Source organism: Acinetobacter sp. YH16031 (assembly GCF_013417335.1).
Classification (GTDB): domain Bacteria; phylum Pseudomonadota; class Gammaproteobacteria; order Pseudomonadales; family Moraxellaceae; genus Acinetobacter.
This window is the reverse complement of sequence record NZ_VPED01000008.1, coordinates 78,936-92,808: the sequence shown is the minus strand read 5'-3', so window position 1 is coordinate 92,808 and position 13,873 is coordinate 78,936. Positions and strand designations below refer to the sequence as shown.

Annotated in this window: 11 protein-coding genes; all 11 read right to left on the bottom strand. The window is 46.8% G+C overall.

Annotated features, from left to right (window positions below):
- Nucleotides 1-79: 79 nt before the first annotated feature.
- The 11 genes from nuoN to nuoC are packed head-to-tail and all read right to left on the bottom strand — an operon-like array spanning nucleotide 80 to nucleotide 13,859.
- Nucleotides 80-1,624 carry an NADH-quinone oxidoreductase subunit NuoN gene (gene nuoN, locus FTV31_RS05905; RefSeq protein ID WP_180013594.1) on the bottom strand — a complete coding sequence of 515 codons (1,545 nt, stop codon included), beginning with the start codon at nucleotides 1,622-1,624 and terminating at the stop codon, nucleotides 80-82.
- 3 nt (nucleotides 1,625-1,627) lie between these two features.
- Complete coding sequence (nuoM, locus tag FTV31_RS05900; protein WP_004785072.1) at nucleotides 1,628-3,241, bottom strand: NADH-quinone oxidoreductase subunit M; 1,614 nt, start codon at nucleotides 3,239-3,241, stop codon at nucleotides 1,628-1,630.
- Between the two features lies 1 nt (nucleotide 3,242).
- The gene (gene nuoL, locus FTV31_RS05895; RefSeq protein WP_180013592.1) at nucleotides 3,243-5,132 is read right to left on the bottom strand and encodes an NADH-quinone oxidoreductase subunit L; all 1,890 of its coding nucleotides are present in this window, start codon (nucleotides 5,130-5,132) and stop codon (nucleotides 3,243-3,245) included.
- A complete protein-coding gene (gene nuoK, locus FTV31_RS05890; RefSeq protein ID WP_004280769.1) occupies nucleotides 5,129-5,437 on the bottom strand; it encodes an NADH-quinone oxidoreductase subunit NuoK in 309 nt (102 codons plus the stop codon). The genes nuoL and nuoK overlap by 4 nt, the downstream gene beginning before the upstream one ends.
- A complete protein-coding gene (gene nuoJ / locus FTV31_RS05885; RefSeq protein WP_171056685.1) occupies nucleotides 5,437-5,955 on the bottom strand; it encodes an NADH-quinone oxidoreductase subunit J in 519 nt (172 codons plus the stop codon). The genes nuoK and nuoJ overlap by 1 nt, the downstream gene beginning before the upstream one ends.
- On the bottom strand, nucleotides 5,955-6,497 hold the full coding sequence (gene nuoI, locus FTV31_RS05880; RefSeq protein ID WP_004785079.1) for an NADH-quinone oxidoreductase subunit NuoI: 543 nt from the start codon (nucleotides 6,495-6,497) through the stop codon (nucleotides 5,955-5,957). The genes nuoJ and nuoI overlap by 1 nt, the downstream gene beginning before the upstream one ends.
- A gap of 18 nt (nucleotides 6,498-6,515) precedes the next feature.
- Nucleotides 6,516-7,526, bottom strand: a complete 1,011-nt coding sequence (nuoH, locus tag FTV31_RS05875; RefSeq protein WP_004785081.1) for an NADH-quinone oxidoreductase subunit NuoH — start codon at nucleotides 7,524-7,526, stop codon at nucleotides 6,516-6,518.
- A 3-nt stretch (nucleotides 7,527-7,529) separates the two neighbouring features.
- Nucleotides 7,530-10,208, bottom strand: a complete 2,679-nt coding sequence (gene nuoG, locus FTV31_RS05870; RefSeq protein ID WP_180013590.1) for an NADH-quinone oxidoreductase subunit NuoG — start codon at nucleotides 10,206-10,208, stop codon at nucleotides 7,530-7,532.
- Between the two features lie 11 nt (nucleotides 10,209-10,219).
- Nucleotides 10,220-11,551 (bottom strand): NADH-quinone oxidoreductase subunit NuoF, encoded by a 1,332-nt coding sequence (gene nuoF, locus FTV31_RS05865; protein WP_004785084.1) that lies wholly within the window; start codon nucleotides 11,549-11,551, stop codon nucleotides 10,220-10,222.
- Nucleotides 11,548-12,057, bottom strand: a complete 510-nt coding sequence (gene nuoE / locus FTV31_RS05860; RefSeq protein WP_004785086.1) for an NADH-quinone oxidoreductase subunit NuoE — start codon at nucleotides 12,055-12,057, stop codon at nucleotides 11,548-11,550. The genes nuoF and nuoE overlap by 4 nt, the downstream gene beginning before the upstream one ends.
- A gap of 14 nt (nucleotides 12,058-12,071) precedes the next feature.
- Nucleotides 12,072-13,859, bottom strand: coding sequence for an NADH-quinone oxidoreductase subunit C/D (nuoC, locus tag FTV31_RS05855; RefSeq protein ID WP_034702039.1), 1,788 nt, complete (start codon nucleotides 13,857-13,859; stop codon nucleotides 12,072-12,074).
- Between the last annotated feature and the right edge of the window lie 14 nt (nucleotides 13,860-13,873).

Below are 13,873 nucleotides of genomic sequence, written 5' to 3'. Positions count from 1 at the left end.
AGACTTTTCCGGATTTGTTTAACTAAAAAAGCCCCCAATCGTGGAGGCTTTTTTGTAATAACTTCAAACTTGCGCTGAATTAGTTAAAACCACTTTGAACCAAAGTGAAAATAAACTGTTGTAATTCAGGCGACATTGCGAAGAACGCATAGCGAGACAGCGCAATGATTGGATCCGGATAAACACCGATCACCAGTACCAGTAATGCGACAAGCAATACCATGATACCGCCGACTTTTTGTCCCCAGTGATTTACAGCATCAAGACGTGGTGTTTCTGGTGGAGTCATATACATGACAACCATCACACGCAGGTAGTAGTACAGACCAATACCTGAACCCAAGATGACCATCGCAGCAAGGAACCAAGACTCACCTGCTACCGCAGTTTTCACTACCAGGAACTTACCGATGAAGCCCGCTGTTAATGGAATACCTGCTAGAGACAGCATCATCACAGTTAATACAGCAGTCAATACTGGACGGCGCCAGAACAGACCGCGGTACTCCGCCAGGCTACCTGCTTCATCTGTATTGTTATACGGACTAGACATCAGCGTTACCACACCGAAAGCACCAATCGTAGTCAATACATACGTGATGATATAGACGTTTACACTTTCAAAAGTCGCGAAACCTTGAACCTGTAAAAAGTCAGTATTACGTGCAGATACGATCGCAACCAGTACATAACCGAAGTGAGCAATTGAAGAGTATGCCAAGATACGTTTCAAGTTCACCTGTTTCACTGCAAGCAAGTTACCTACAATGATGGAAAGTACTGCAATCACGCTGATGATAGTTACGAAGCTATCTGACAGGATTAAGCCAGAAGACAATACATAACGTACGAACAGACCCAGCATTGCCACTTTAGACACAGTTGCAAGGAAAGTTGCAACTGGTGCTGGAGCACCTGCGTATACGTCTGGTGTCCATTTGTGGAATGGAGCCAGTGACAGTTTAAAACCCACAGCGAATACGATCAGTGCCAGACCAATTACTACAGCAGGTTGACTGAATGCAGTTAACAGTTTGCCTGGTTCAGCGACAAAGTTTAGAGAACCTGTATATGCATAAACATATGCCATACCCATCAACAACATTGCAGATGCAGTTGCTGAAAGCACCAGATATTTCACACCTGCTTCAAGCGATTGAGAACGCTGATGTGTATACGCCAATAAGCCGTATACAGGGATCGACATGAGCTCAAGGCTAATGAAGAAAGATGCATAGTGAGAACTTGCCACCATCAGCATCGCACCGGCAACGGAGGTCAACATCAGGATATACAGTTCTTCACGGTTATCTTTATAGGTTTCAATATAAGCATGTGACAAGGTACTACACGCCAGTGCAGCCACAATAATCACAAACTGATACAGCATCGTAAACGGATCTACGAGGAACAGGTTCATTACATTAGCAGGTGCAAATTGACCCGCTAACAGAACGAACAGAATGTACAACGCCGCCAGGTTTAAACCAATGACTGTCGTAGTCGCAACTAAGTTATGGTTACGCTTAATTGCAGTAAGCAACATCACAATGATCGCAGTCAATGACACGATCATCACAGGCGCTAGAGGCATAAGCTCAGAAAAAGACATTGTGAAGTTCATGGCTTATTGGATCTCCACATTTTCAGCTGAAACGGCAGCTTGCTGCACAGCATCAGCTGCTTCAGACACAGGAATGTAGCTATTCGCTAACCACGCCATGCTTGAGTTAGAAACGTCAAGGAAGCTTTGTGGGTATAGACCAAGCCATGCTAGACCAAATGCACAGATCAGCAAAATTACCACTTCACGTGCATTTAAATCTTTTAACGGATTTGTATAGTGCTGTTTTTGCTCTTCGTTTGGAACACCAAACAACGCTTTATGGATCAGAATCAAACCGTACAGACCCGCAAATACCAGGCTGATTGCAGCGAGGATTGTGAATGCAGGGAATTTACCGAATGAACCCATCAGGATCAGGAACTCACCAATGAAGTTACCTAGACCTGGAATACCGACAAGCGCCGCGATGAAGAACATCAGGAAGAATGCAAGGTATGGGAACTGACCACGAATACCACCCATTAAACGCATATCACGTGTATGAACACGTTCGTACACCTGACCACACATAATGAACAGCGCTGCAGATGACAGGCCGTGAGCCAGCATCATGATCATCAGACCTTGGAAAGTCAGGATGTTACCTGCATAAATCGCAAGTAAAACGAAGCCCATGTGTGAAATAGATGTATACGCCAATAAACGTTTCATATCGGTTTGCTGGAAAGCACACCAAGCACCGTAGAAGATACCGATTAAACCGAAAATGATCGCGATGTCTGCAAACTGTGCAGAAGCCGCCGGGAAGAATGGAATCACGAAACGGATCAGACCATAAGCAGCTGTCTTAATCAAGATACCTGCAAGGTCAACAGAACCCGCTGTCGGTGCTTGCGCATGCGCATCTGGTAACCAGCCGTGTAATGGGAAAACTGGAAGTTTTACCGCAAAACCGATAAATAGACAGATCATGAATGCATAAGCAACTGCTGGTGCTTGTGTATCCAGCATGTTCGCTACACCCATCAGGTAGTTGTAGTCGAAACGGATTTGACCAGTCATGGTGTAGCCTACAGTCACCAGACCAAGGATACCAATCAGCATGACTAAACCAGCTACCTGTGTGTAAATGAAGAACTTGGTTGCAGCGTATACACGGGACTTGCCTTCTGCCCCTTTATGACCCCAAAGTGCGATCAGGAAGTAGATCGGCACCAGCATCATCTCCCAGAAGAAGAAGAACAGGAACAGGTCAATCGCCAGGAATACACCGATTACACCACCCAGAGACCATAAAAGGTTCAGGTGGAAGAAACCCACGTTTTTCTGAATCTCACCCCATGAACAGCCTACTGCCAGCACACCAAGGAGTGCAGTCAAGCCAACCATCAGTAAAGACAAACCATCCACTGCAAGGTGAATGTTAATGCCCAGGGTTTGAATCCAAGGCAATTTGAACTCGGCTGCCCACGTAGGAGCCGCACCGCCAAGTTCATAGTTATAAGTACCCGACTGCCAAAGGACGATGGTCAAGACCAGCGTCACTAACATACCAATCAGCGCGATATAACGCGGAAGGTGTTGGTCGAGTTTATCGACCAACCAGCAAATAAAACCTGCAATGAACGGAATGAGGATCAGAGCCGGCAAAATAATATTGTTTGGAGCTTCCATTTTATTTCCCCACTACCTGAATCACGAGCAAGATCATCAGTAGGACAACGACACCGAGCCCCATACTAGATGCATATTCACGCAGTGAACCTGTTTGACGCGAACTAGTAAAGCTATGACCACCTTTAACCAGTGCAGGCAGCACCAGCCAGAAGCCATCAATCGGATCACGGCCGAACAGTTTCGCGAAGAACAAATAAGGCTTCACAAAAACGATGTCATACAGCTTGTCAAAACCAAGTGCATTACGGCAGATGTTGGCAAGGCCCGCACCCAGAGAAGTTTTCGCAAAAGATTTCACAGCGTTGTAAGCAAAAGCAAACAGCACCACGCCAATTGCAAGACCTACTAGTGCAATACCTACTGCTGTGTATTCTGCAGTATGCATGCCATGTTCAAGTGCTTCCGGAATTTCAAATGCAGGAAGTTTAGCCGCATTTAAAATGCTTTCCACAGGCGCTTTCAATGCCGCACCCACGAAAGTTGAAAGTACTGCAAGAATTGCCAATGGGCCCCAGTAAGTTACACCTTTGATTGCGTGGTAAGGTGTGTTTTCTTTACCGAAGAATACAACCCAGATCAGACGGAATGTATAAATCGAAGTCAGGAACGCACCGATTACACCCACCCAGTAAAGTGTGCTGTAAACTGCGATTGATTGGCCTTGTACCCATACCGCACCTAGGATTGCATCTTTTGAGAAGAAGCCCACAGTGATGAATGGAATTGCAGCCAATGCACCGCCACCAATGGCGAAACATGCAAACAGGAATTTGTTCTTGTAGAACAGACCGCCCATCTTGAAGATATTTTGTTCGTGGTGGTAAGCCAGAATCACTGCACCAGAAGACAAGAATAATAATGCCTTGAAGAATGCGTGAGTCAGCATATGGAACAGACCCGCCTGGTATGCTTCAGCACCTACAGCCATAAACATGTAGCCCAACTGACTCATAGTTGAGTAAGCCAGAATACGTTTGATGTCTGTTTGTACCAATGCAGCAAAACCAGCCACCAGCAATGTCACCGCACCAGTAATCGAGATGAACATCATTACTTCGGGCGCAAGTTCAAATACTGTGAACAGACGGCAGCACAGGTAAACACCCGCAGTTACCATTGTCGCAGCGTGGATCAATGCAGATACAGGAGTCGGACCTGCCATCGCATCTGCCAACCATGTTTGTAACGGGATCTGTGCAGATTTACCAGCAGCCCCCAGGAACAGCATTAACGCAGTCCAGATAGTCAATGATGAGCTTTGAGTCATCACAGTCGCAGCATTTTCTACGATGTACTGAGTATTCAATGTACCGAATTGCTGGAACAGCAAGAACATGGCAATCAGCAGGAATACGTCACCAATACGGGTAACGGTAAATGCCTTGATCGCTGCCACACCGTTTGCAGGGTTTTGGTAGTAATAACCAATCAGCAGATAAGAACACAGACCTACACCTTCCCAACCCAGGAATAACAACGCTAGGTTGTCACCCAGTACCAGCAATAACATGCTTGCAACGAACAGGTTGAAGTAAGAGAAGAAACGTGCGAAGTCTTGTTCACCGCGCATGTACCATGATGCAAAGATGTGGATCAGGAAACCTACGCCTGTCACCATGCCCAGCATCAACAGAGACAACCCGTCCAGGTGCAGGCTAATGCCCGGTGCAAAACCACCAACATTGAACCAGATCCAAAGAGGTTGTACTACTGCGGTAGAACCATTGTTGACAAAGTCCATACCCGCAATGAGTGCGAACAATGCCGATAACCCCACAGCCCCTACACCAATAATGGCTGCAACTGTTTCAGGAAGCTTATGACGCCCTGCCGCTAAAAGGACGAAGCCAATGAGCGGGAATAAAATTGTTAGATATAAATAACTCATCCGCGCATCTCACTAGCAGCATCCACATCCAGATGATGGAAGCGATGATAGAACTGAAGGACGATCGCAAGACCGATACATGCCTCTGCCGCAGCAAGGGTCAGAATCAGGATAAACATGATTTGACCATCAGGCTGTGCCCATGCACTGCCCGCCAGGACGAATGCTAAAGCAGCAGCATTCATCATGATTTCAAGGCTCATTAAAATGAATAGCAGGTTGCGTCGCACCATTACACCGTAAAAACCCAGTGCAAAAAGAATGGATGCAACGATCAAACCATGCTCTAAAGGGATGTTGCCCATTATTGTTGTTCCTCTTCTGCACCTGGTTCACGTTTACCCAAATGGAATGCTGCAACAAGTGATGCAAGCAATAACATCGCGGCAACTTCTACCAACAATAAGTATTGCGTAAAGAGTGATTGACCTACCGCTTTAGGACCGACCATTTCTGTGCCCATGACCATTGAAGGCTGCACGTAATCTGATTTAAGTACCCAAACCAGGATCAGACCAATCAGGAAGCTCATCAATGCCGGATATGCCCACGCTGATGAAGTCAACCATTTGCGTTCCTGAGCGACAGTCTGTTCGCCCAAGTTCAGCATCATTACCACGAACACGAATAACACCATGATCGCGCCAGCATAAACGATGACTTCAAGCGCACCCGCAAATGGTGCACCCACGATCAGGAACAGCCCTGCTACAGCAAGGAGTGAAACGATCAGGCTTAATAAAGCATGTACCGGGTTCGTGTTAGTCACCACACGAACCGTAGAGACGATGGCCACAAGGGCCATTAAATAAAATGGCCACATCATGGTAATAGACTCCGTACATCAACAGGTGCACTTTCACGCTGTGCCTGACCTTTGTCCTTACCAGCAACTGCCATACCGGTTACACGGTAGAAGTTATAGTCAGGATATTTACCAGGACCAGAAATCAGCAAGTGCTCTTTTTCGTAGACTAAGTCTTGACGAACATATTCGCCCAATTCGAAATCTGGTGTCATTTGAATCGCAGTCGTAGGACATGCTTCTTCACACATACCGCAGAAAATACAGCGAGAGAAGTTGATACGGAAAAATTCCGGATACCAACGACCATCTTCACGTTCTGCTTTTTGTAGTGAAATACAGCCTACCGGACATGCAACCGCACACAGGTTACATGCCACACAACGCTCTTCGCCATCTGGGTCACGCGTTAACACGATACGACCACGGAAACGTGGTGGCACGATTTCTTCGGCTGGCACTTCCGGATATAAAATGGTGTCACGTTTGCGCGTTGCATGGGTAAATACCATGAACAACGTACGAACGATTGACCCGAATCCAGCTAGAAATTTAAACATTTTGTTCTCCCTGCTGTCTTAGGCCTGATTCAACAGAATCACAGCACCAGTCACCAAAAGGTTAACCAACGCCAATGGCAAGCAAATTTTCCAACCAAAGTTCATCACCTGGTCATAACGTGGACGCATTAAAGAACCACGCGCCAATACAAACATCATTACGAAGAACGCTGTTTTAATAATGAACCAGAATGCTGGTGGAAGGAAATCAAGACCAAATGGTGCTAACCAGCCACCGAAGAACAGGGTTACGATCAATGCAGAGATCAGTACTACGTTTACGTATTCCGCAACGAAGAACATCCCCCATTTCATACCGCCATATTCTACGTGGTAACCTTCCGCCAGTTCCTGTTCCGCTTCTGGTTGGTCAAATGGGTGACGGTGAGTTACCGCAACACCTGCAACCACGAAGATCAGGAAGCCTAAGAACTGAGGAATGATAAACCAGACATCTTTCTGTGCTTCTACGATTTCACGCATGTTGAATGAACCGGCAATTGCCACTACACCCATCAGGGAAATACCCAGGAACACTTCATAAGAAATGGTTTGCGCTGCTGAACGTAGACCACCAAGCAATGCGTATTTGTTGTTAGAAGACCAACCACCAAACAGTACTGCATATACTGCAATACCTGCCATTGCCATGAAGAACAACAGACCGATACTCATGTCTGCAACACCTAAGTAAGGTGATACAGGAATAACCATGAACGACAGCACCGCAGTTGCCATCGCAACTGCTGGAGCCATACGGAAAGTCAATTTATCAGCAAATTTTGGTGTCCAGTCTTCCTTGAACATGATTTTCAGCATGTCGGCAACAATCTGGAACATACCGCCCGGACCTACACGGTTCGGACCGTAACGGTCTTGCCACAAGCCGAGTAAACGACGTTCAATAAAAGACATCAACGCAGCGATCAGTACTACAACCAGTAAGATCACGATCGCTTGAAGTACTGAATAGGCGATTGGCCAGTTTTCAGCCCACAGCGGCGTTTGACGGATTAATTCTTGTTCCATGAATTACGCTCCTACCGCGACTGAAACAGGCTCTGCAAGAGATACCGTTGGTGCAAGACCAATTGGGTAGCCAATATAACCTGTTGGTAAGTATTCAATCACTTGTACAGGAAGAACGATTGAAGTCTCGCCTGCTTTCACAGTGATCTTCTGACCGTCTTGCAGGTTCAAGCGTGTAGCATCTTGTTCACCCACTGCAAATACTGCGTCAGGAATACGTGATTCCATTGCCGGAGTTTTGATGGTGAACTCGCCAGATGCAAAGATGTGATGCATTGGTACCAGACGGAAGCTTTCAGCATTTACAAGCACAGGTGCTGGTGCAACGAAGCTACGCGCTGGACGTTTTGGTAAACGGTCGAATAAACGAACGCCTGAATCACCGCCTTTTAAGTGACCGCCCACTTCATCCTGGTATTTGTTCCAAGCTTGTGGTGAGTTCCAGCCTGCAGACCAAGCAAATGGTACCAGTGAAGATGGAGTCTCATCACCGACATAACCTTCCATAGAGAATGTTAATGCAGAGTCTTTATCAGTAGGCTGTTTCGGCTCATGTACAGATAATGGCGCGCGCATCGAAGTACGACCTGAGTAACGACGTGGTTCACGTGCTACTTTCAGACCATGAACACGGAAGCCTGCATCTGGTGCTACATCCAGAATACCTTCAAGTGCAGGAACGTTACTTGCTACTGACTCGATCACATCATCCAGTACCGTCCAAGAAATCGCTTTGCCTTGTACGCCTGTTTCCAGTGCGTGTAACCAGCGCCAAGATTCTTTGATTGCCAGTTCCGGGTTGTAGTAGTTAGGGTCATACACTTGGTAGAAACGTTGTGCACGGCCTTCTTGAGAAACGACAGTACCATCACCTTCAGCAAATGAAGCAGCAGACAATACGATGTTGGCTTTCTTCACAGTCGCAGTTTCAGAGTGATCTAATACGATCACCTGTTTGCCTGCAAGCGCAGCATCAACCTGAGCTGCTGGTAAACGACGGTATAGATCGTTTTCTACAATTAGGACAGTGTCATAGTCTTGTGCAAATGCTTGTTCAAGGCTTTGACCACCGAAGATTGCCAGCCCCATTGAGTTCACTTCAGGAACAGTCAAGGTCAAGCCCGCATTACCCAGGTTTTGTGCTACTTGTGCAGCAGCTTCCATGATGGTTGCGTCTTGTAGACTTGTACCAGAGATGATCAGTGGTTTCTTGGCAGCTTTCAACGTATCTGCAATGGTTTGTGCAAATGCTTTCGCATCGTCATCAAGACCAGTGATAACTTCACCTTTTACGCCCGCAGCAATCGCGAAGCCTAAACGTGCGATGTCATTCGGAGAAGCGACTACTTCGCCTTCTGCAACGTCAGACAAACGTGTTTGTGTTGCAGCCAGAATGTAAATCGGAGATTTCGCATCTTGGGCAATACGTTGTACAGGTTCAGCCAGCCATTCTTGGGTACGGCGCTCTGCAGCCATTTCCTTGCCTTTATTTTTCGCAGCTTGGCGAACAGATAAAGCCATACGTGGTGCAGTTTGAGTCAGGTCTTCACCCAGAATCAGTACCGCATCATAGCTCTCGATTTCACGCATGTTCGGGTTATAAACACCCTCGGTTTGCATGATCGATGCAGCCAGCTCAACCAGATTTTGCTCTTTTTGAGCCATACCAGTTGAGTAGTTGTCTTGACCAACTAATTCACGTAGCGCGAAGTTTGCTTCAAGCGATGCACGTGGTGAACCGATCCCCAGTACTTTTTTGCCCTGGATTTTCGCAATTACGGTATCTAGTGCGGTATCAACAGAAACTGTTTCTACATTTGTACCAGTACGGAACTGTGGCTGACGAGGACGGTCTTTACGGTTTACATAACCGGTACCGAAACGGCCTTTATCGCACAGGAAGTATTGGTTAACTTCACCGTTGAAACGGTTTTCAACGCGACGAAGCTCACCATAACGCTCACCTGGAGAGATGTTACAACCTGAAGAACAGCCATGACATACGCTTGGTGCGTACTGCATGTCCCATTTACGGTTATAGCGTTCTGAGTGAGTCTTATCGGTGAATACACCAGTCGGACAAACTTCAGTCAGGTTACCTGAGAATTCAGATTCCAAAGTACCTGATTCCGGACGACCGAAATAAACGCGAGAAGCGTTTGCATATACGCCGAAATCCGTACCGCCCGCATAGTCTTTGTAATAACGAACACAACGGTAACATGCGATACAACGGTTCATCTCGTGCGCAATGAACGAACCAAGTTCTTGGTTGTAATGCGTACGCTTGGTGAACCGGTAACGACGACGGTCATGTTGTGTCATCACAGTCATATCTTGCAGGTGACAGTGGCCACCCTCTTCACAGACTGGACAGTCGTGCGGGTGATTGGTCATCAAGAATTCAACAACAGAAGCACGGAAATCTTTTGCTTCTTTGTCTTCAATCGAGATGTAGGTATTGTCAGCAGCCGGTGTCATACATGACATGACCAAACGACCACGCGTATCTTCTGGATTCGCGTATTGAGTCACAGCACATTGACGGCAAGAACCGACAGAACCTAAGGATGGATGCCAACAAAAGTATGGGATGTCGATGCCAAGACTCAAACATGCTTGCAGCAAGTTTTCCGAGCCGTTGACTTCATACGATTTTCCATCGACATGAATTGTAGCCATAGTCGAATTCCTTAAGCTTGTTCTACGTTGCGGGTTTGAGCGGCAGCATTTACGACTTTCGCTTCAAATTCGCCACGGAAATGTTTGAGTGCGCCCATTAACGGTTCCATAGCACCTGGTGCGTGAGCACAGAAAGTCTTACCAATCCAAAGCTTACGAGTCAGTTCTTGTAAGTGATCGATATCTTCTTTCTTGCCAGTACCATCTTCAAGTGCTTTAAGCGCTTTCACCGCCCAAGGTAAGCCATCACGGCAAGGTGTACACCAGCCACATGATTCACGCGCAAAGAATTCTTCGAGGTTACGGGTTGCTGAAACCATACATTGGGTTTCATCAACCACCATCAATAGACAGGTACCTAAACGTGAACCTGCTTTCATGATGCTTTCCGCATCCATCGGAAGATCGATATGCTCAGCAGCCAGGAAGTCAGTTGATGCACCACCTGGTAACCATGCTTTCAGCTTCAAGCCGTCACGCATACCACCGGCATGTTCTTCAATCACTTCACGTGCAGTTGTACCGAATGGCAGTTCCCATAGACCCGGGAATTTCACCTTACCTGAAGCACCATAAATTTTTGTGCCAGGATCTTTCGATTTGCCTGCAGACAGACCGATATACCATTCTGGACCACGCAACATGATGGCTGGCAAGTTGTTGTAGGTCTCTACGTTGTTGACAATCGTAGGACGACCCCAAGCACCTGCAACCTGCGGGAATGGCGGTTTGGTACGCGGGTTTGCACGGCGACCTTCAAGCGAGTTAATCAATGCAGTTTCTTCACCACAGATATAACGACCCGCACCGGTATGCACGTGTAACTCGAAGCTCCAGCCAGAATCCAGGATGTTGTCACCCAGGTAACCTTTGGCACGAACCTGCTCAAGTGCTTCGTTCAGGTACTTCGCCGCTTCGATGTATTCACCACGGATGAAGATATAACCTTGAGTTGCTTCAAGGGTATAAGCTGCAATCAGCATACCTTCGATCAGCTGATGCGGAAGATCTTCCATCAACAGACGGTCTTTGAAGGTACCTGGTTCCATCTCATCGGCATTACAAATCAGGTAACGTGGACCTGAATTGTCATTTGGCGCCATCAGCGACCATTTGATCCCTGCCGGGAAGCCTGCACCACCACGACCTTTTACGGTTGCAGCCTTTACAACTTCCAGCACTTCTTTCGGTGTCATAGACAGGGCTTTTTTAAAGCCTGCATAGCCTTCAAGCGCTTCGTAGTCATCAACGTGACGGACATTTGCTTGTTTGCTTAGACGCCAAGTCAGTGGATGCGTTTCCGGGTTACCGTCGCCATAAATTGGTTTTGGTTCGGTATTCATACATACTTCTCCAATAACTGTTTAATTGATGTCACTTCCACGAGACCGTGAGTGTCTTCATCAATCATGAGGGTTGGACCTTTGTCACAGTTACCTAGGCAGCAAATTGGAAGCAAGGTAAAACGGCCATCCGCTGTGGTTTGGCCGAACTGGATACCCAATTCACGCTGGAATGCTTCTGCTAAAGTCTCCGCACCCATCAAGAAACACGCAATTGAGTCACACAGTAAAATTACGTGACGACCCACTGGCTGACGGTAAATACGGTTATAGAACGTTGCAACCCCTTCCAAATCGGCAAGGCTCATGCTGAGCATTTGCGCGATGGCATTCATTTGAGCATCGTCTACCCAGCCATTACGGCGTTGTACACACTTCAGCGCATCAAGACACGCTGCACGTGGGTACGGGTAATGCCCAATGTGATGTTCAATTTCGTGGATTTCTTCCGAAGTTAAAATCCCTTCAACATTCACACGTGGCTTTTTATCAGTCAAAATCATCATAATGCGTTTACCCCTTAGCGATCCACGTCAGCCATTACGACGTCGATTGTCGCTAAATAAATGATTAAGTCAGATACAAGACTGCCGTTAATCACAGAAGGCATTTGCTGTAAATGCGTGAAAGTTGGTGTACGAATACGGGTACGGTAACTCATGGTTGACTTGTCTGAAGTCAGATAATAAGTCGACGCACCTTTCACCACTTCTGCCATCACAGATGATTCACCTGCAGGCATTACAGGACCCCAAGAAACGCTCAAGAAGTGCGTAATCAAGGTTTCAATATCTTGTAATGTTTTGTCTTTTGGTGGTGGAACAGCCAGCGGATGGTCCGCTTTGTACGCACCAGATGGCATATTCTCTAGACACTGCTTAATGATTTTCAGTGACTGTTCGATTTCACGGAAGTGAACAATCACACGAGCATATGCATCGCCTTCGTACTCAACCGGTACTTCGAAGTCGTAATTTTCATAACCGCTATATGGACGGTATTTACGTACGTCAAAGTCGATACCTGTCGCACGCAGACCAGTACCTGTTACACCCCATGCCAATGCAGATTTCGCATCGTACTGAGCCACATTACGGGTACGACCCACAAATACAGAGTTTTTCAGTGCTGCAGTATAGTATTCGTTCAAACGCTTAGGCATCCAGTCGAGCAAGTCTCGAACCAGTTTTTCCCAACCGTTTGGCAAGTCATGTGCAGTACCACCGATCCGGAACCATGCTGGATGCATACGGTAACCGGTGATCGCTTCCACGATGTCATACACTTTCTGACGGTCAGCGAACATATAGAATACAGGGGTCATACCGCCGGCATCCTGAATCGCAGTACCGATGTATAGCAAGTGGTTATTGATACGGAACAATTCCGACATCATGACACGGATACATTGTGCGCGGTCTGGCACAGTAATGCCTGCCAATTGTTCCACACCCATCACATACGGCATGTTTTGAGCACAACCACCCAAATAGTCCACACGGTCAGTATACGGAATGAATGAATGCCAAGTTTGACGTTCAGCCATCTTTTCCACACCACGGTGGTGATAGCCGATATCTGGCACACAGTCTTTCACTTCTTCACCATCCAACTGCAAAATTACACGGAACGCACCGTGCGCAGACGGGTGGTTAGGACCCAAATTCAGGAACATGAAATCTTCATCTGCATTACCGCGCTTCAGACCCCAGTCTTCTGGCACGAAACGTAGATGTTCCTGTTCAAAGTCCTGCTTGGCTTTGTCTTGAATATACGGAGTATATTCAGTCGCACGTGCAGAATATTCTTTACGTAGCGGATGACCTTCCCAGTAGGTTGGCAACAAGATACGACGGAGCATTGGATGCCCTTCGAAATTGATGCCGAACATGTCATAAGCTTCACGCTCATACCAGTTCGCATTTGGCCAGATATTCGTTGCGGTCGGAATATTCAGATCGCTGTCGCTTAATGCAACTTTAATACGAATGTCACAGTTACGCTCTAAAGATAATAAATGATAGAACACTGTGAATTCTGACGCAGGCAAACCGTCACGGTGCGTACGTAAACGCTCATCTACTGCAGACAAGTCGAATAGCATCACGTATGGACGTGGCACGGTACGCAAGAACATCAATACTTCTTGTACACGTGCGCGCTCAACCCAAACTGTCGGGAAATCCTCGAAAGTTGTTTGCACAAAGAAGTTCTCACCAAACTTGGTTTTGAGCTCTTCAATGATGGCAAATGCTGGGCGTGAATCAACTGCTGTTGATTCTGGCATAGCAATGTCAGTTTCAGCCATTGGCTTGGCTTCCT